The sequence below is a fragment of the Microbacterium sp. SW12 genome (assembly GCF_055391095.1).
Genome location: NZ_AP024335.1, coordinates 1,815,359 through 1,833,192 on the forward strand (window position 1 = coordinate 1,815,359; position 17,834 = coordinate 1,833,192).

The 17,834-nt window shown below is 67.1% G+C and carries 19 protein-coding genes, 2 tRNA genes and 4 pseudogenes; 12 read left to right on the top strand and 13 right to left on the bottom strand.

The features are described from left to right. Positions 1–3 precede the first annotated feature (3 nt). Genes MICSW_RS09145 through MICSW_RS09155 form a run of 3 tightly spaced genes read left to right on the top strand, consistent with a single transcriptional unit; the run spans position 4 to position 1,651 of the window. Positions 4–729 carry an acyl-CoA dehydrogenase family protein gene (locus MICSW_RS09145; protein ID WP_464495343.1) on the top strand — a complete coding sequence of 242 codons (726 nt, stop codon included), beginning with the start codon at positions 4–6 and terminating at the stop codon, positions 727–729. Then, positions 729–1,157, top strand: a complete 429-nt coding sequence (locus MICSW_RS09150) for an acyl-CoA dehydrogenase family protein (protein WP_464495345.1) — start codon at positions 729–731, stop codon at positions 1,155–1,157. The genes MICSW_RS09145 and MICSW_RS09150 overlap by 1 nt, the downstream gene beginning before the upstream one ends. Further along, entirely contained in the window at positions 1,154–1,651 is a 498-nt protein-coding gene (locus MICSW_RS09155) for a MaoC/PaaZ C-terminal domain-containing protein (protein ID WP_292726071.1), read from the top strand. Before MICSW_RS09150 ends, MICSW_RS09155 begins: the two co-directional genes overlap by 4 nt. Positions 1,652–1,847: 196 nt before the next feature. On the opposite strand, the gene MICSW_RS09160 is transcribed toward MICSW_RS09155, so the two are convergent. The 3 genes from MICSW_RS09160 to MICSW_RS09170 all read right to left on the bottom strand — a co-directional run bounded on the left by MICSW_RS09160 (position 1,848) and on the right by MICSW_RS09170 (position 3,443). Then, a complete protein-coding gene (locus MICSW_RS09160) occupies positions 1,848–2,219 on the bottom strand; it encodes a class I SAM-dependent methyltransferase (protein WP_464498307.1) in 372 nt (123 codons plus the stop codon). A gap of 246 nt (positions 2,220–2,465) precedes the next feature. Further along, complete coding sequence (locus MICSW_RS09165) at positions 2,466–2,714, bottom strand: ribbon-helix-helix protein, CopG family (protein ID WP_292726067.1); 249 nt, start codon at positions 2,712–2,714, stop codon at positions 2,466–2,468. A 102-nt stretch (positions 2,715–2,816) separates the two neighbouring features. Beyond that, the gene (locus MICSW_RS09170; RefSeq protein ID WP_292726065.1) at positions 2,817–3,443 is read right to left on the bottom strand and encodes a TetR/AcrR family transcriptional regulator; all 627 of its coding nucleotides are present in this window, start codon (positions 3,441–3,443) and stop codon (positions 2,817–2,819) included. A gap of 127 nt (positions 3,444–3,570) precedes the next feature. Between MICSW_RS09170 and MICSW_RS09175 the strand changes: the two are divergent. Both MICSW_RS09175 and MICSW_RS09180 read left to right on the top strand, forming a co-directional pair. After that, a pseudogene (locus tag MICSW_RS09175) lies at positions 3,571–3,920 on the top strand (transposase); the annotation flags it as partial. A 191-nt stretch (positions 3,921–4,111) separates the two neighbouring features. Then, positions 4,112–4,330, top strand: a pseudogene (locus MICSW_RS09180) (tyrosine-type recombinase/integrase); the annotation flags it as partial. Positions 4,331–4,395: 65 nt separating this feature from the next. Here the strand turns inward: MICSW_RS09180 and MICSW_RS09185 are convergent. After that, a tRNA-Glu gene (locus MICSW_RS09185) sits at positions 4,396–4,471 on the bottom strand. 106 nt (positions 4,472–4,577) lie between these two features. Here MICSW_RS09185 and MICSW_RS09190 point away from each other — a divergent pair. After that, the gene (locus tag MICSW_RS09190; protein ID WP_292728477.1) at positions 4,578–5,216 is read left to right on the top strand and encodes an MBL fold metallo-hydrolase; all 639 of its coding nucleotides are present in this window, start codon (positions 4,578–4,580) and stop codon (positions 5,214–5,216) included. Positions 5,217–5,231: 15 nt separating this feature from the next. Here MICSW_RS09190 and MICSW_RS09195 read toward each other — a convergent pair whose 3' ends face one another. Further along, entirely contained in the window at positions 5,232–6,023 is a 792-nt protein-coding gene (locus MICSW_RS09195; RefSeq protein WP_464495348.1) for a hypothetical protein, read from the bottom strand. Between the two features lie 141 nt (positions 6,024–6,164). Here MICSW_RS09195 and MICSW_RS09200 point away from each other — a divergent pair, with 141 nt between their 5' ends. Then, positions 6,165–6,638 (top strand): ArnT family glycosyltransferase, encoded by a 474-nt coding sequence (locus tag MICSW_RS09200; protein ID WP_464495351.1) that lies wholly within the window; start codon positions 6,165–6,167, stop codon positions 6,636–6,638. A 15-nt stretch (positions 6,639–6,653) separates the two neighbouring features. After that, the gene (locus tag MICSW_RS09205) at positions 6,654–8,192 is read left to right on the top strand and encodes a mannosyltransferase YkcB-related protein (RefSeq protein WP_464495353.1); all 1,539 of its coding nucleotides are present in this window, start codon (positions 6,654–6,656) and stop codon (positions 8,190–8,192) included. Between the two features lie 27 nt (positions 8,193–8,219). Here MICSW_RS09205 and MICSW_RS09210 read toward each other — a convergent pair whose 3' ends face one another. From MICSW_RS09210 to MICSW_RS09220, 3 genes and pseudogenes are all read right to left on the bottom strand, one after another. Beyond that, entirely contained in the window at positions 8,220–8,528 is a 309-nt protein-coding gene (locus MICSW_RS09210; RefSeq protein WP_292733978.1) for a DUF6510 family protein, read from the bottom strand. Continuing rightward, positions 8,525–9,253 carry an FAD-binding oxidoreductase gene (locus MICSW_RS09215; RefSeq protein WP_464495356.1) on the bottom strand — a complete coding sequence of 243 codons (729 nt, stop codon included), beginning with the start codon at positions 9,251–9,253 and terminating at the stop codon, positions 8,525–8,527. The genes MICSW_RS09210 and MICSW_RS09215 overlap by 4 nt, the downstream gene beginning before the upstream one ends. Further along, positions 9,247–9,840, bottom strand: a pseudogene (locus MICSW_RS09220) (molybdopterin-dependent oxidoreductase). Before MICSW_RS09220 ends, MICSW_RS09215 begins: the two are co-directional and overlap by 7 nt. A 144-nt stretch (positions 9,841–9,984) precedes the next feature. Here MICSW_RS09220 and MICSW_RS09225 point away from each other — a divergent pair. Further along, positions 9,985–10,854, top strand: coding sequence for an NYN domain-containing protein (locus tag MICSW_RS09225; RefSeq protein WP_292728481.1), 870 nt, complete (start codon positions 9,985–9,987; stop codon positions 10,852–10,854). Positions 10,855–11,031: 177 nt separating this feature from the next. On the opposite strand, the gene MICSW_RS09230 is transcribed toward MICSW_RS09225, so the two are convergent. Next, positions 11,032–11,295 (bottom strand): hypothetical protein, encoded by a 264-nt coding sequence (locus MICSW_RS09230; protein ID WP_464495357.1) that lies wholly within the window; start codon positions 11,293–11,295, stop codon positions 11,032–11,034. Here MICSW_RS09230 and MICSW_RS09235 point away from each other — a divergent pair. From MICSW_RS09235 to MICSW_RS09245, 3 genes and pseudogenes are all read left to right on the top strand, one after another. After that, positions 11,209–11,412, top strand: a pseudogene (locus MICSW_RS09235) (alpha/beta hydrolase); the annotation flags it as partial. The gene MICSW_RS09230 and the pseudogene MICSW_RS09235 sit on opposite strands and share 87 nt — an antisense overlap. A 38-nt stretch (positions 11,413–11,450) precedes the next feature. After that, a complete protein-coding gene (locus MICSW_RS09240; protein ID WP_464495358.1) occupies positions 11,451–11,819 on the top strand; it encodes an alpha/beta hydrolase in 369 nt (122 codons plus the stop codon). 219 nt (positions 11,820–12,038) lie between these two features. Then, positions 12,039–13,640 (top strand): ABC-F family ATP-binding cassette domain-containing protein, encoded by a 1,602-nt coding sequence (locus MICSW_RS09245; RefSeq protein WP_464495362.1) that lies wholly within the window; start codon positions 12,039–12,041, stop codon positions 13,638–13,640. A 16-nt stretch (positions 13,641–13,656) separates the two neighbouring features. Here the strand turns inward: MICSW_RS09245 and MICSW_RS09250 are convergent, their stop codons facing one another. From MICSW_RS09250 to MICSW_RS09265, 4 genes are all read right to left on the bottom strand, one after another. Further along, on the bottom strand, positions 13,657–14,526 hold the full coding sequence (locus MICSW_RS09250) for an AraC family transcriptional regulator (protein WP_464495365.1): 870 nt from the start codon (positions 14,524–14,526) through the stop codon (positions 13,657–13,659). Positions 14,527–14,857: 331 nt separating this feature from the next. Continuing rightward, positions 14,858–14,929, bottom strand: a tRNA-Gln gene (locus MICSW_RS09255). Positions 14,930–15,013: 84 nt separating this feature from the next. Beyond that, positions 15,014–16,534 carry a glutamate--tRNA ligase gene (gene gltX / locus MICSW_RS09260; protein ID WP_464495368.1) on the bottom strand — a complete coding sequence of 507 codons (1,521 nt, stop codon included), beginning with the start codon at positions 16,532–16,534 and terminating at the stop codon, positions 15,014–15,016. A gap of 52 nt (positions 16,535–16,586) precedes the next feature. Continuing rightward, entirely contained in the window at positions 16,587–17,834 is a 1,248-nt protein-coding gene (locus MICSW_RS09265; RefSeq protein ID WP_341578946.1) for an MFS transporter, read from the bottom strand.

Genomic DNA, 17,834 nt, shown 5'->3' on the forward strand with positions numbered 1-17,834 from the left:
CAGATGATTCTCGACGACTACCGGTCTCCTTGGCTGACCGAGGACCTTGCTGACCTGCAGCAGCTGGCCCGGACCTTCATGCAGAAGGAGGTCGTGCCCAACCAGGCGCGCTGGGCCGAGCAGCACATGGTCGACCGCGACTTCTGGCGCGCCGCCGGAGCCGCCGGGCTGCTGTGCATCAGCATCCCCGAGGAGTACGGCGGGGGAGGGGGCACGTTCGCGCACGAGGCCGTCATCGCCGCCGAACAGGCCCGGGTCGCCGACGACGCCTGGGCCAACAGCGTCCACAGCACGATCGTCGCCCACTACCTCGCCGCATTCGGCACCGAGGAGCAGAAGCGGCGCTGGCTGCCCGGTATGGCCTCCGGTGACCTCGTCGGCGCCATCTCCATGACCGAGCCCACCACGGGCTCGGACCTGCAGCGGGTGCGCACCCGCGGCATACGCGATGGCGACGACTACGTCATCAACGGCTCCAAGACGTTCATCTCCAACGGCACCCACGCCGATCTGCTCGTCATCGTCACACGGACGAGCGACGAGCCGGGGGGCGGGGCCTGTCGCTCATCGTCGCCGAGACGAGGGACCTGCCCGGCTTCCAGCGGGGCAGGGTCCTGGAGAAGATCGGGATGCACGGGCAGGACACGCGGGAGCTGTCGTTCGTCGACATGCGAGTGCCGGCCGCCAACCTCCTCGGCGGCGTCGAGGGCCGGGGCTTCCAGCAGCTGATGGAGCAGCTACCCCAGGAGCGGCTCATCATCGCCGTCACCGCCGCCGCCGCCGCCGACACCGCCGTCCGTGAGGCAGTCGCCTACGCCAAGGAGCGGGAGGCCTTCGGGCAGGACCTGCTCTCCTTCCAGAACACGCGCTTCGTCCTGGCCGAGTGCGCTGCCGACGCACTCGCCGCCCGAACCCTCGTCGACAGCTGCATCACCAGGCACGTCGCCGGCGAGCTCGACGCAGCTGGCGCCTCCCTGGCGAAGTTCTGGTGCACCGACATCCAGAACAAGGTCGTCGACCGCTGCCTGCAGATCTTCGGCGGCTACGGTTACATTATGGAGTACCCCATCGCCCGGATGTACGCCGCCGCCCGCGTGCAGAAGATCTACGGCGGTACCAACGAGATCATGAAGGAACTGGTGGCCCGATCCCTATGACCTTCCGCGACACATCGAGCACCGGACCCGCCCTACTTCCCGCCGAGGACATGCCCGTCGGGGAGGAGATCGACTGCGGCTCCTATGAGGTGACCGAGGAGGAGATCGTCGACTTCGCCACGACGTGGGACCCCCAGTACTTCCACATCGACCGCGATCTCGCCGAGCACAGCGACTTCGGAGGCCTCATCGCCAGCGGCCTGCATACCGCGTCGATCTTCCAGAGGCTCGCCACCACCGGCGTCTACCAGCGATACGACGTCGTTGCCGGCAAAGAGATCCACAACATGCGCTTCCTGCGCCCGGTCCGCGCCGGAGACACGCTGACGTGCACCATCGTCATCCGGTCCGTCGACCCCGCCGGTCCCGGACGATCACTGGTCACGATCTACGGGGCGCTCGCCAACCAACATCACCGACCCGTACTCGAACTCCACGTCGAATCCTTGGTGCGCTCCCGAGCGGTCCAGCAGAGTGCCGTCAACTCAGATTGACACGCTGTTCTGCACGCCATCGCAGTGGTGTTCCTGGTCTCGCCTTACACCTGAGCGGGCGACGCTCACGACCCGCAGATCCGTTCAACGCGTAGGCTACGGCACCTATCCCTCCCTGGCCCTGCGCGGCGGAAGACCGTGACCCTCGACCCGGAGGTCGCGTAAACAACCAGCCATCCGGGAGACTCAGGACGCGTCAACGCTTCCATCGGGTGCCAACTGGGCCGCAGGCCATACGCAGACCCGCCGCGTATGTCGCCCCGCGCTCACCGAACATGTCCGTGAAAGTCCCGCGCGGACAGGCGGCGCTGTGACGCGGCTTTGGATCGAGGGTCTCCGCCAATTTCGCGTGACGGTGACCATGACCGCCACCGAGCATGAGGAAACCGCCCGGAGCGGCGACGCGGGCCAGTTCTCGAACGGCGATCGCGAAGTCATCGTCCGGGACGTAGTGCAGCACGCACCAGCAGAAGACCCGTGCGGCCACGCCGTCGGCCAGCGGGAGCTGGGTGAGTGATGCCGCTGCGAAGGGGAGGTCTAGGTTGTGGCTGCGCGCTACTCGGAGCATCTCGGTTGAAATGTCGATGTCGGTGACCTTGAGGCCCGCGCCCGCCACGATGATCCGGCGCGCGAAATGATCAACATGGTCGCACAACAGTCTCCAGCAGTCGTGCCTGGTGTCGAACCCGAGCCGCAGCTCGCGGTGTGGCCATTCCTCTTCCTCTAGGGGCTCGATCCACAGCGACAGGTCGGCAGCCTGAACCGCGACCTCATCCAGTACACCCCGTGCTTGAGCGCACTGCGGTGGACACCTTCACGCGGCGTGGCCGCCCAGAGCGCGACGAATCGCCTCTGAGCGCGTCACGTGTTCCCGCGCGGCGTACGCGTCGAGCGCCGCGATCTCCTCGGCCGTGAGCCGCACGGCGATGACCTGCGTGGGCTCGGCCCCGCGCCCCGGACGGCCCCGCCCGCGGCGCTTCAGTTCCGCGACGTCATTCCCGGCCTCGACCTCGTCTGCCCACTTCCGAATCCGCTCCTCGGTCACTTGGTCATCACTCACCATGACAAAATCGTATAACGAAAACCGGCGCCCACAAAGGCGCCGCGGATATGCGCCTTTGTGGGCGGAAGGACGCACCGCCGGAAGTCAGCCCCGGTGCTCGGGTCAGGGGGTGACGTCCACGACGAGCTGTGGCTTCTTGGATGAGCCCATGTCGTCGTCGAACTCCTCGGCGATGCGGTCGACGAGCGGCTGGAGGAACAGTCGCCCGAGTTGTCGGACCATGATCGTGATGACCTGTTCGCCGACGGCGTGTTTCGTGGAGGCGACGCCGGCCTGTCGCAGGTCGTGGACCTGTTGGGCGGAGAGCTGGCTGAGCCGGCTGACCAGGTCGCCGCGCTCGGCGCGGCCATCGAGAATGGCTCGGCGCAGGTAGTCGACGATCGCCTGGTTCGCGGACAGCATGTCGGCGACGGCGTGGTCGCGCGCGGCCGCGATCTCGTCTGCCGGCCGGCTGGCGAGCGGCACGGACGCGATGGTCTCGGCGAACTGCTGGACGATGCCGAGCTCGACGGATTCCCGGAGCGCTTCCTTGGTTCCGTAGTGGTGAACGATGAGGCCGACGGTCACGCCTGCAGCGGCGGCGATGGCGCGCAGCGAGGTGGCGTCGACGCCCTGCGCGGCGAAGAGTTCGAGGGCGGCGTTGCGGATTCGTGCCTTCGCCGTGAGGTCGTCTGCGTACACGGCCGCGCCCGGCTGTCGCTCCGCCATCTGCCCCTCGTTCCTGTTCATTGTTGGAGTTGAGTCCATAACGTTGGTGGACGACGATCCCGGGGAGCGTGTCCTGCAGACGTAGGTACGGTCACCGCGTAATCCTTCGAGTGATCTCTCACGACCGCCTCGAAGAAAGTGCACAGCGATGACCGCGAACCCCATTATCGACCCTTCCACGTTCCTGGACGAGCAGCTGGCCCAGGCCAGCCCGGATATTTGATGCGCGAGCTGTTGGCGACGTTCGTCAACGCGCTGCTCTCGGCGCAGGCCGACAGTGTCTGCGGCGCCGAATACGGCGCCCGCACCTCCGAGCGGACCAACCGGCGCAACGGGTACCGCCACCGGGACCTTGACACCCGGGTCGGGACCCTCGACGTGGCGATCCCGAAGCTGCGCGAGGCGACCTTCTTCCCGGACTGGCTGCTGACCAAGCACCGCCGCGCGAAGGCGGCCCTCACGACGGTGGTGGCGACCTGCTACCTGCTCGGGGTGTCTCTCTGATACGCGAAGAGAGGCCTGCATGAGCGAGGGATCTGAGGGCGTCGTGCAGACCGGGCCGGGGCCGCTGTTCTACTCCGAGGAGGAGACGGCAGCGCTGCTCGGGATCCACCACACGACCGTTCACGCGCTCGCCCTGGACGGCGTCGGCTGGTTCGATGACGCCGCCGCGGTCGGGATCAAGGGCCCTCACGCCGCACGAGCTGCGCCACACAATCGCGTCGCTGGCGTTCAGCGCGGGGCGAACGTCAAGGCGGTTCAGCGGATGCTCGGGCACGCCTCGGCCGCGGTGACGCGGTGACGTGTACGCCGACCTGTTCGATGACGAACTGGACAGCGTTGCCACGGCGATCGATCGCGCCGCGATGCAATCGGACGTTGCCAATCTGTTGCCAAAGGCCGCGTAGGGCCTGGAAACGGCCCATCGCCAGGAACGCGGAAACCCCCGGATAACCGGGGGCATTCGTGCGGTTGGTGACCCCAGCGGGATTCGAACCCGCGTTACCGCCGTGAGAGGGCGGCGTACTAGGCCGCTATACGATGGGGCCGCAAGACAACCGTTCGATTATGCCATGCATCCGAACGGCCGGCCAAATCGACGCGAAGACCGCAGCGGGGTTGCCTCGAGCCCCGTCGCGAGGGTTGACTCGGGATATGCGAGTCACGAAGCACGAGCACGCTGCCCTCACGATCCGCGACTCCGGTAAGACGCTGGTCGTCGATCCGGGATCGTTCACCGATCCGCTCCCGGATGACGGCGATGTCGTGGCCATCGTGCTCACGCATGAGCACCCCGACCATTGGACACCGGAGCATCTGCGTCGCATCCTCAGCAACGCACCGAAGGCGCAGATCATCGGGCCCCAGGGCCTCGCCGACGCCGCCGCGGGGTTCGATGTCACGGTGGTCTCGCCCGGCGACAGCATGAAAGTCGGCCCGTTCGAGCTCGAGTTCTTCGGCGGCAAGCACGCCGTCATCCACGAATCGATCCCCGTCATCGACAACGTCGGTGTGCTGGTGAACGACCGTCTCTACTATCCGGGCGACTCGTACGAGGTGCCGGAAGGACGGAACGTGAAGCTTCTGGCGGCTCCTGTCGGCGCGCCGTGGTTGAAGATCGGGGAGGCCATGGACTTCGTCCTCGCTGTCGCTCCACGGATGTGCTTCGGAACACACGACATGACGCTCTCGATCATCGGACGCACGATGGGGCGTCAGCGTCTGCGGTGGGCGACCGAGCAGGGCGGGGGCGAGTTCCTCGAACTGGATGCCGGAGCCTCGGTCGACATCTGAGGCCCCCGCTCCCGATCAGCTCGCGCTGAGGTTGCTTCCCAGGTCGGTGGGTTCGCGAACCCAGATCTCGACGACGTCGCCGCGAGCGACAAAGCGCACGACGCCGCCCTCGTCCAGGGGCGCTGCCAGCGGCATGGGGATGTCGGGATTCACGCGGAAGTCGACGACCGGGTCCAGGGGTGCGGGCGTGCAACTCCCGTTCCCCCACAGCTCCCCCCACGCGACAATGAGACACCGTGCACCGACAGCGTTCGTGCCCGTCCACATCGTCACGCCTTGCACCTGCTCGTACTGCCGAAGGTTGCCTGCGTCCACGTCAAGAGCCCGTTCCGCCTGACGGATCCACGCCTCGGTCGGGTCAACCGGAGCGTCGCGGTCGACGCCGGCAATGAAGTCGGGTCGATCCGTCCAGACAGCAGGTAGCGCAAGCCCGAGTCCGAGCCCGACCGCGAGCGCGAGTCCGGCCGCACCGAACACTCCCGGGTGCCGCCACCACGCTGATGCCGGAGGCGGCAGCAGCGGCTCCTCGGCTGAAGTCTCGGTCCCCAGCGAGGGGTTATCGCCTGCACCGGCCCCGTCTGCCCCTGAGAGCACGCCGCCGGCGGACGTCGTCAGCGGCGTGTCAGCAGTGTCGTCCGTCTTGGACTGCCTGGCCGCCGAGATTTCACCCTCGCGCACAAGCGCCTCGAGCTCGGCGAGCCGGGCGGTAGCCGCCGGATCCATCGCGATGTCGGCATCCGGGCCATAGGCGCGTTCTCGAAGCGCTGCCAGCTCGCGACCAATGTCCCTCGGCAACGTCGCGCTCATGGGTTCCATTATCGAGGCGGCAGGAGAGCAGGGGGCCGATGCGCCTGCCCGACCGCACAGCAAGGCTCGACGACGGAAACCATAGGTTCCTCATAGGACTGCGAAAGACCATGCCTCACCACGATTCCTACCGTCAGGGTCATGGTCACCGACGCTCACCCGCCGCCCGCTGCGCCCCTCGTCTCCACAACGCGACCTCTCACCGACCGGAGCCCGTCCCCGTGGGGCTTCCGCATCGGCCTCGCCCTCCTCGCCCTGGCAACCGGCGCGCTCACCGTGTGGGCGATCGATTCGGCATCCGAGTCGCAGTACTACGCAGCCATCGCGGTCTCGATGAGTCAGAGCCCGGCGAACTTCTTCTTCGGCGCCTTCGACCCAGCGGGAACCGTCACTCTCGACAAGATCCCGGGATCGTTCTGGGTTCCCGCACTCTTCGTCGCCGCGTTCGGGTACTCCACGTGGACGGTCGTCTTGCCGAACGCGCTGGCCGCCCTGGCGACGGTTGTCGTCGTGGCATCCACAGGTCGGCGCCTCGTTTCGCCTACGGCCGGGCTCATCGCCGGCGCGGTGGCAGCGACGACACCGATCCTCATCGCCGTGTCGCGCTCCAATTAGCCGGAAACCTTCTTCGTGCTGAGTCTGTCCCTGGTCGCGTGGGCTGCGGCGCGTGCCCTCGCCCAGCGGAGCCTCGGCTGGCTCATCACCGCGGGCCTGTTCATCGGGCTCGCGTTTCAGATGTACATGCTCGTCGCATGGGCTGTGTGGCCCGCTCTCGCGCTCGCGTATCTGATCACCGCCCAGCCAGTCATCCGGCGCCTCTGGCACCTCGCCGCGTCGGCGACCATCAGCATTGCGGCGTCGCTGACGTGGATCGTGATCGTCTCGCTCATCCCCGCCGATTCGCGGCCCTACATCGGCAGCACACTGAGCAACAATCCCTGGGAGATGGTGTTCGGCTACAACGGCCTTGGCCGCTTCTCGGCCACCGCCGACTCATCCGAGTACCTGTCATTCAGCCCACCCTTCTCCGGAGACCCGAGCGCGGTGCGGCTGTTCACCGAGCAGCTCGCCGGCCAGATCGCGTGGCTCCTGCCGGCGGCACTTCTTGCCGCGTCGGTGCTATGGATGCTGCGCTTCTCGCGCGCAGTCACCGTGTTCCTCGGGGCGTGGCTCGTGATCTTCGCGGCAATGTTCTCGGCCGTCGACGGGATGCACCAGTTCTATACCGCCGCGCTCGCCGTGCCGGTTGCGCTGCTTGTCGGGCTCGCGTTCGGGGTTGCACGGCGTCGAGGCATCCTGTGGCCACAGGTCTCGCTCATCGTGGTGGCCGGCGTGACCGCGGTGCTGATCTCGCTCTGGTATCCCGGCTACTCCACGGTGGTCTCGGTGATCCAGGCTGCGGTCGGCGCGCTCGCAATCGTGCTGCTGTTCGCCGAGCACAAGCGCACCGATGGCAGCGGGTGGGCGATACCGCGCTGGATCACGGCGCCGGTGGCGGCGATCGCGCTGGTACTCACTCCTGCGGTCTGGTCGGTGGTGACCATCGCCTATCCCAGCGATATCAATCCGGTTGCCGGGGGCGTCTCAGACATGGGCGGCATGGGGCCGGGCGGGCAGGGCGGTGGAGCACCCGGATTCGGAAGCGTCCCCGGCGGCGGTCCGGGACAGGGGGCGGGAGCGGCCCCGGGTAACGCACCGGGTCAGGCTGACAGCGTTCCGGGACAAAGCCCCGGGCTCGGGCCGCGACAGGGAGGTGCGGCATCCGGACAAGCGACCAACGGCGCCGCCGGAAGCATAACCAGCCGGGGCGGCGCGGCATCCAACGACCTGATCGCCTGGCTACAGCAGAACCAGGATGACGCGGATTACCTGGTCGCGTCCTTCGGTGCTCAAAGCGCTGCAGGAATCATTCTCGCGACCGATGGCGGATCGGTGCTGCCGATCGGTGGCTTCAACGGCAACGATGCAGTCCCCACGCTCGACGAGTTCCGGGCACTCATCGCCGACGGCAGCCTGCGGTACGTGCTGGCCACCGGCATGGCAGGACAGGGTGCGAGCACTCCCTCAGGCGGAACGTCGACGACCTCGGCACAGATCCGCGAGTGGGTCGAGGCAACGTGCGAGACGGTCGCCGACGCACCCGACGTCGTCTACGACTGCGCTCCGTAACCGTCGGGGAGCGGAGGATCCATGGATTCAGCGCGCGCCACGCTGCACCGTCATCTGACAGCTTGCGCCATCAATGACGAGGTCGTGCGCACTCCAGCGCACGGTGAGCGTGGTGTGCGTGCAGCGGCGACACCGCACGATCGCGGATGTCGGTGCCAGCTCGACCGCCGCTTCGGCGAGCGCTACAGCGTCGGCGCATGCCCCGCAGGTGAGCGTGAGCGTTTCGGCTGCAGCGCCAAAGGCCTCCTCGAGAATGCCGACGAGGGCGTTCCCATCGACCAAGCTCGGCCGCGTGGCTGCTGGTAGATCGGGCAGCGGATGTGTGGTGGCGGTCATGATCCTCCTCCGAACCGCTCCGTGCGGATGCGCTCGGCTCGATACCCCAACGAGACGAGCGCCCCGGCGACGAACTCGACGAACGGCGTCGGCCCACAAACGAAGCTGACCGGGTCGACGGACGCCGGGTGCAGCGCATCGGCGAGCGCAGGAGCGCTGAGCCGGCCGACGGTACCAGACCAATCGTCGGGAGCCGCGCGCGTGTATGCCCACGCTGTCGAGATCAGCGGTGTATCAACGGCAAGCAGCTCGTCTCGGTACATCGCCCGTTCGACATCCTTCACCGAGTACACCAGGCGCAGTGACGCCACGGCACGTGCAGCGATGTGCGCACGCACCATGGCGATCAGGGGCACGATTCCTGATCCGCCGGCGATCAGCTGAACCGGCGACGGGTCGGTCGCGTCCCAAACGAAGTACTGACCGAGCGGTCCCTTCACTTCCATCTGGTCACCGGCGCGCACGTCCTCGACCAGGTAGGGAGAGACCTCGCCGTCCTCGACCTCGTCGACGCCCAGCTCAACGGCGGTGCCGGAACCGAACGACGCGATCGAGTACGACCGCACCGCCTGATAACCGTCCTCGGCGGTCAGGCGAAGATCCAGGTGCTGTCCTGGCAGGTTCCCCGGCCAGTCCGGAACGTCGAGGACAAGAGTGCGGGCGCCGAACGCGGCGGGGCGCACCTCCAGCACGGATGCCGTGAGCCACGCTCCGACGCCTACCAATACCGCTCCTCGCGCCACGGGTCGCCGTGCATGTTGTAACCGTTCTGCTCCCAGAAGCCCGGTTCGTCGCGGCGCAGGAGCGACAGACCACTGACCCATTTGGCGCTCTTCCAGAAGTACAGGTGCGGCACCAACAGCCGGGCGGGACCACCGTGTTCGGGGTCGATCGGTGCGCCGTCGAACTCCGTCACCACCCAGGCTTTTCCGCCGAGCAGGTCCAACATCGGCACGTTCGTCGTCTACCCGCCGAAGCTGTGCGCCATCGCCGCCTCGGCATCCGTCTCGACGCCCGCCAGGAGCGTGTCGACCGAGACGCCTCGCCAGCTCGTGTCGAGCTTCGACCAGCGCGTCACGCAGTAGATGTCGGTGTGGATGTCTTCGAACGGAAGCGCACGGAACTCATCCCACGTCCATGCCCGCGATCCACCCCGTTCGTCACGAACAGTAAAGCTCCACGCACTCGTGTCGATGCGCGGCGTCGGGCCAGCCGACAGCACCGGGAAGTCGGTCGTCAGGTACTGCCCCGGCGGCAACCGGTCGTTCGTTTCGCGCCGACGAGCACCGAAACCGCGAGACATGGGCGACATGGGCGTCCTCCGCTCCACCACCGATACTGGCACCCTACGGATCCTCCGCGATCTGCGGGACAGCGCGACCCGTGTGGGCGGACGGATGTCGAGACTAGGCTCGGGGGAAGCAGGCGGGCGCCCGTGGACCCACGAGGAGTGAGCATGGCTGAGAGAACCGACCCACGCGTAGCCGTGTATCTGGACTTCGACAACATCGTGATGTCCTGGTACGACACCGTACATGGCCGCAACGCCTACGGCAGGGACCGGCAGCGCATCGCATCCGATCCGACCGAACCGGAGATCGCGGAGCGGTTGGCAGCAGCCACCGTGGATCTCGGCGCGATCATCGACTACGCGGCATCCTTCGGCACACTCGTGCTTACGCGGGCATACGCGGACTGGTCGTCGCCTGTCAACGCCGAGTACCGTTCGCAGCTCGTTGCTCGCGCGGTCGATCTCGTGCAGCTGTTCCCGGCCGCTGCGTACGCGAAGAACGGTGCCGACATTCGGCTCGCCGTGGATACCGTCGAGGACATGTTTCGGCTGCCCGACCTTTCGCACGTGGTGATCGTCGCCGGTGATTCGGATTACGTGCCGCTCGCGCAGCGCTGCAAGCGCCTCGGTCGCTTCGTCGTGGGAGTCGGCGTTGCAGGCTCCAGCGCCCGCTCCCTCGCCGCGGCCTGTGACCGCTTCGACACCTATGACGCTCTCCCCGGCATCGAGCGCCAGCCGGCGAAGGATGCCGAAGACAAGGCGTCCGGCAAGACGCGCCGCAGCCGCAAGAAGTCCGCAGATCCGGGCGCCGAGCTTCTCGAGCGGGCGTTGCGGCTGGAGGGCGACCGCGAGGGCACGGACTGGCAGCACGCGAACGTGGTCAAGAGCCTGATAACGCGCCTGGATCCCGGCTTCAGCGAGCGCGCCCTGGGCTTCCGCAGCTTCACGGAGTTCATCAAGGCGCATCCGCAGGTCGCCGAGATCGACGAAACCGAGAACATCGTGCAGATCCGTCTGGCTGCGGGCACGCGCTGAGACCTACACGACGGACCAGACGCGGGGATGGACCCAGCCGCGCAGGTCGGATAGCATCGCCCCGGATCGGGGAGGTCACATGATTGACGCTGCACTGCTCACGCTGCCGAAGATGTCACTGTCGTAAAGGAGATCGACGGGCTGAGCTACATCTCCCCCGACGATCCCGCGATGCCGTCATACCGGGTCATTGCGAACAATCGCCAGCCCGTTGCGCTCCGCGACATGATGATCCTCCCGGTGCGCACGGGCTACATCGGTGCCGACCGCATCCGCAAGCCCGATCCGGCGCTCATCCCACCCTCGGCCGAGGAAGTGGTCCCCGACGTGGAGGAGACGACGGTCTACCTCCCCGTGCGCAACGGATATGTCAGTGCTCAGGTCTACCGGCCGCACGCCGTTGACCAGGATGCCGCGCTGCCCGTCATCCTGTATGCCCATGGCGGCGGGTTCACGGTGGGCTCAGACTTCGACACCGCCTACATCACTCGGCGTCTGGCGCGCGATAACTCCGTCGTCGTCGTGTCGACGAACTATCGGATGGCTCCGGAGTATCCCTTCCCCACGCCCCTGAATGATGTCGCCGACGTCTATGCGTGGCTCGTGCGGGAGGCGGGCCGCGTCGGCGGCAGGCGCCGCGCGGAATCGTCTACGACAGCCCGTTCTTCGCGTTCATCCGCAGCGCCTATCTGCCGACGACGCCGTGGACCGAGCCCCTCGCAAGCCCGATCTACGGTGATCTGGCCGGATACCCACCGCTTTTTCTCGCGACCGGCACGCACGACCCCATCATCGATTCGGCGCGGGAGTTCGCATCCCTGGTTGAGAAGGCAGGCTCTCCCACCGACGGCTACTGGCCCGCGGGGATGCCGCACGGCTTCTACTTCTTCCCGGATGTCCATCCCGAGGGTGACGTCGCCTTCGAACGGTGCCGTGAGTTCCTCGCGAAGCACCTGTCCCACTAGGGAACGCGCGGGCGCGTTTGCGTACAGCGGCGGCAGTGGCATACTGAGGTCGCACTCCTGCGGCATCCGCTGCTCGTGAGAGGGAGTGAACGGCAAGGAAGAGACATGACAGGTTCGGGCTTCAGCATCCCCTGCTGACCGGACCATCCTCCCTTTCTGCGGACCCGTGTCAGCGTCACCCCTGACTTCGTCAGGAACCGACACGTTCTGGAGTTCCGCATGCCTGCCCCCATTCCTTCCGTCGTTCTGCACGACCTCACATTCAGCTGGCCCGACGGCCACCGCGTTCTCGACGCCGTGTCGGGTTCGTTCCCACCCGGCTCGACGGGACTGGTCGGCCTCAACGGTGTCGGCAAGTCGACGCTGCTGCGCCTGATCGCCGGGAAACTCCGGCCGATGTCGGGATCCGTCCAGGCGGCTGGCGTCGTCGACTATCTGCCGCAACGGAGGGATGCCGACCCTAGCCATACGCTGGTCGATCTTCTCGGCATCCGCTCGATCGTGGACGCGATAGCCGCGATCGAACGGGGAGCGATCAACCCCGCCCTGTTCGACACGATCGGCGCAGACTGGGACATCGAAGAGCGAGCGGTCGCCACCCTGAGCGCTGCGGGCGTCGACATCGACGACCTGAACCGACCCGTCACGACGATCTCGGGCGGGGAAGCGACAGTCGCCGCGCTCGCCGGCATCCGGATGCGTGGAGCCGACATTGCGCTGCTTGACGAGCCGACGAACAATCTCGACGCCCACGGACGGACGCGAGTCCACGACCTCATCGGCGCATGGGGCGGTCCGGTGATCGTCGTCAGTCACGATCTCGAGTTGCTCGAGCTGATGCAGCACACCGCTGAGTTGCGGGCCGGTTCGCTGACGCTGTACGGCGGTCCGTACTCCGCGTTCCGAGAGCAGGTCTCGCGGGACCAGGAGGCGGCCGAGCGCGCGGTACGCTCCGCGGAGCACGCGGTGCGCGTCGAGAAGCGGCAGCGCATCGACGCAGCCGAGCGTATCGCGCACAGCCAGCGGCAGGGGAAGAAGGATGCCGCCAACCGCAAGTACATCGGCGCCGTCGTCAATGACCGACGCAACTCTGCCGAAAAGACCCAAGGAAAGCAGCGCTCGTTGCTCGATGATCGGATGCAGTCGGCGCAGCGCTCGTTGCAGGAGGCCGAGTCACGCATCCGTGATGACGACCGCCTCAGCATCGACCTTCCCGACCCGGCCGTCCCTCCAGGCAAGCGGATCGCCGAGTTCACGGGGAGCGACGGGCGCACGATCATCATCCAGGGACCGGAGCGCATCGCGATTACGGGACAGAACGGGGTCGGCAAGACCACGCTGCTCGAGGGACTCGTTTCCGGCGTGGCCGCGGCGCCCGGGACGGCCGCGGCGGTCGCGCACGTTCACCGCATCGGCAAGCTCTCACAGCGGCTCGACAACCTCGACGACGCTGCATCCGTTATGGAGAACGTGACACGGGTCGCCCCCCACGTTCCGCGAGTTGAGCTTCGCAACCGGCTCGCGCGGCTCCTCGTACGCGGCACCATGGTGGATCGGCCCGTCGGAGCCCTCTCGGGCGGCGAGCGCTTTCGCGTCGCGCTCGCGCAGGTGCTCCTCACCGACCCGCCACCTCAGCTGATCGTGCTCGATGAACCGACCAACAACCTCGACCTTCAGACCACGGAGCAACTCATCGATGCGCTCGGCGCCTACCGCGGGGCGATCATCGTGGTCAGTCATGACCGCGGATTCCTGGATCGGCTGAGGCTGGACGCTGAGTTCGAGCTGGATGCCGCAGGACTGCTGACCGCGATGCGGTAGGCGCCGAGCAGGTGACCTATGAGCGGCGTGCGATCGGCATCCAGAGCTCCGTCGTTGCGGTACTGAAGTCGTCGGCGCGTTCGAGGACGGCGACGATCGAGGGACCGGGGCGCAGCTGCCAGGGGTTGGCGGGGAACCAGTCCGACGCGGAGGCCGCGTAGGCCTCCTGGAGCGCTGCGGGGTACGGTCCTGACGTGCGGAACACCGCCCACTCCCCTGCCTCGACCTCGATCACATCAAGATCGTCGGGCACGGGGGCCTCAGCATCCAGTGCGACGCCGTGCAGGTAGGTGAGCTCGGTTCCCTCCCGGTAGTCCGGATCGACGCCGTCACTCACCTGCAGCAAGCCGCTCGGTTCGGTGCTGCTGAGCCCCGTGAGCCTGACGTGTTCGTCCGCGGGAAGTGCGCCGATATGCGCCTGGATGTGCGGATTGATTCCTTCGTGGATGAGCGGCACGCGAGCGGCGTGTCCGACCAGACGGAATGCGGGGCGTTCGGCGATGCGCGTGTCCATGGTGGTGTTCCCTTCGACGGTCAGGCGGAGCCTGAGTTTCGGTTGCGTACGAAGGGGACCGCCACTCACGCGGACCTCGGCGGGCGTCGAGTCATGGACGGCACGAAACGCGCGACCAAAGGCTTCGGTCGAGCCGTACCCGAATCGCACTGCGATGTCGAGAAGCGGGTCACCCGCGACGACCGCTGCGGCTGCCACCGTCATCCGTCGCCGGCGTACATACTCCGACAGCGGCATTCCGACCAGCGACGAGAACATCCGCCGCAGGTGGTACTCCGTCACGCCCGACTCCCGCGCCAGCGACGCGACATCGAGGTCATCGGACAGGTCGTCGTCGATGGCATCGATCAGCCGATTGAGTTCCGCGATCATGAGGCCTCCTTCGACATCCAGCCTGCGAGAGTCGACCCCGCGCGCGCCCGATCGTTCCGGTCCGGTTCGATCGGCCTAGGTGGGTTCCGTCGTGCGTACGAGCCCGCACCTGACGCACGACCATGCGACGAGGAAACGTTCATCGTCGAGGATCTCGTACCGTAGCCGGTCGCCGCACGTCGGGCACTCCCACGCCTGCGACTCACGACTTGTCACGGGCTCAGCCTAGGCGCCCCCGAGGGCTCGCGACGGCGCGCCCTCGACGGGGGTGCGTCGCACGCGCGGGTCATCAGAAACGACGAAACCCGCGGGATTCCGCGGGTTTCTCTTGCTGGGGTACCTGGACTCGAACCAAGAACAACTGAACCAGAATCAGCCGTGTTGCCAATTACACCATACCCCAAGGGTTCCCGCCGGAACGGGCGCCAAGGGTCAAGTCTAGACGACGCGAAAGGCCCCGCCAAACCAGACCCGGCAGCGGCGCGTCTCAGCTCGCGGCGAGGTGATCGACGAGTGCCCCGAAGCGGCGGACCGACGCATCCTTGCCCAAGAGTTCCATGGACTCGAACAGCGGCGGCGAGACGCGACGGCCGCTGAGTGCGACCCGCAGCGGTCCGTAGGCGACGCGCGGCTTGAGACCGAGGCCCTCGATGAGCGCAGCAGCAAGGGCCTCCTGAATCGCGGCGGCAGTGAACTCCGCCTCGGGAATCAACTCGATCGCACCCACACCGGCCACCAGCACCTCACCCGCGTTGGCGGGCAGAGACGTGAGGGCGTCTTCTTCGTAGGTGACGGCATCCGTGAAGAGGAACCCGAGCAACCCGGGAGCGTCACCGAGCAGCTGCATCCGTTCCTGCACGAGCGGGGCGGATGCCGCGAGCATCTCCAGCTGCGCGTCAGTCAGCGGATCCGACACGACCCCGGCGGCGACCAGGTACGGAATCAGACGGGAAGCGAAGTCTTCGGCTTCCAGCATCCGGATGTGGACGCCGTTGATCGACTCTGCCTTCTTCTGATCGAAGCGAGCGGGGTTCGGGTTGACGTCGGCGATGTCGAACGCGGCGACGAGCTCGTCGAGCGAGAAGACATCGCGGTCGGGAGCGATCGACCAGCCGAGCAGGGCGAGGTAGTTCAGCAACCCCTCGTGGATGAAGCCCTTCTCGCGCTGCAAGAACAGGTCTGCCTTCGGGTCGCGCTTGGAGAGCTTCTTGTTGCCCTCCTCCCCCAGCACGAGCGGCATGTGGCCGAACCGGGGCACGAAGTCGGTGACGCCGGCGGTCACGAGCGCGTCATAGAGAGCGAGCTGGCGTGCGGTTGAGGGCATCAGATCTTCGCCACGGATGACGTGAGTGATGCCCATGAGAGCGTCATCGACCGGGTTCACGAACGTGTACAGGGGCACGCCGCCGGCCCGCACAATGACGAAGTCGGGGAAGGACCCGGCCGGGAAGGTGACCTCGCCGCGGATGAGGTCGACGTAGGTGAGGTCGTGATCGGGTACGCGTAGACGCCACGCGGGCTCACGGCCCTCGGCGCGGAACGCTGCTTTCTGCTCGTCAGTGAGGTCGCGGTCGTAGTTGTCGTAGCCGAGCTGCTTTGCGCGGCCAGCAGCCTCGTTGCGGGCGTCGATCTCTTCGGCCGTGGAATAGCTCTCGTAGACGACGCCGGCAGCGATGAGCTTCTCGAGGACGCCGCGATAGATCTCGTGGCGCTGGGACTGCCGGTAGGGCGCGTGGGGACCGCCGACCTCGACGCCCTCATCCCAGTCGATCCGGAGCCACCGCAGCGCATCGAGCAGCTGGTTGTAGCTCTCTTCGGAGTCCCGGGCGGCATCCGTGTCTTCGATGCGGAAGATGAGCTTGCCGCCGTTGTGCCGCGCATAGGCCCAGTTGAACAGCACCGTCCGCATCAGTCCGACGTGCGGCAGACCCGTCGGTGACGGGCAGAAGCGGACCCGAACGTCGGATCCGGTGGCGGTCGTGGTGGCAGGATGCGGCGTTCCGGGCATAGACATCAAGTCTAGGTCCGGTGCGGATGCCTTACCTCGCGCCTCGGTACGACTACGCGACCTGACGGATGCGGCCGTACGGCGCGAGTAGCACTGTCGCGATCACGGCGACACCGACAACCAGCGCGAGCCCCGTGAAACCGATCCACCCGAGGACGACGCCCGAGGTGATCGCACCGACGGCACCGACGAGGCTCATCGAGAGGTCGTTGCGCCCCTGACGCGTGGTGCGTCGCTCCTCCGACGACGATTCGGTCAGGAGGGCCGATCCGGCCACAGTCGCAGCGCTCCACCCCAGGCCGAGCAGAATGAGCGCGACGGTGACCGCCGTGTTCGACTCCGCGCCGAAGAAGACCGTCACCAGGGATGCCGCGAGCAGCGCCTGACCGACCATGATCGTCGGAATGCGGCCCACGCGGTCTGCCAGGATGCCGAAGACCGGCGAGAGCGCGTACATCCCCGCGATGTGCAGACTGATCGTCAGACCGATGATGGTCAGACTCGCGCCGTGATGGAGCATGTGAACCGGCGTCATCGCCATGATCGAGACCATGACGCCGTGTGCGGCGGCATTCGTGAAGATCGCGTAGCGAGCCGACACCGGACGGTCGGGCTTGACGATCTGCTCGACCACCCGGTCGCGGCGCCGCTGCGCCACCGTCTGCGCGACCAGCAGCGGATCCGGCCGAAGAGCGAACAGATACACAATGATGCTCAGCGCTTGCGCGACGATCGTGAAGACGTACGGTCCCGTCAGCGGCGGCATCCCCAGGGCGTCTCCGATCGCCTGGCCGGGTTGCACAAGATTCGGTCCGAGCACGGCGCCGATGGTCGTCGCCCACACGACGATCGACAGATCGCGGCCACGCGTGGCATCCGTGGCGAGATCGGCGGCAGCGAAACGCGACTGCAGGTTCGCGGTCTGACCCGCTCCGACGAGCCCGAAGGCCAGCAGAAGCAGCGGGAACGACCGAACGGCCGCCGCCACCACGACCAGCGAAACGCCTACGAGCGCGATCGCCATGCCCGACGCCAGCGAGATACGGCGTCCGCGCCGACGCGCGAGGGCAGCAAGCGGCACCGCCAGCGCGGCGGTGCCGAGGGTCACACCCGCCGCAGCCAGCCCCGAGAGCGACTCGTCACCGGCGATGTCGGCGGCAAGCACCGCACCGAGGGAGACTGTCGCTCCAAACCCGAGCCCGCCGAGCACTTGGCCTGCCGAGAGCACCCAGACGGTCCGACGCTGGATGCCGGCGAGTTCGCTCGCCTCCTGGCGATCGTCGACCCAGCCGTCAGACAG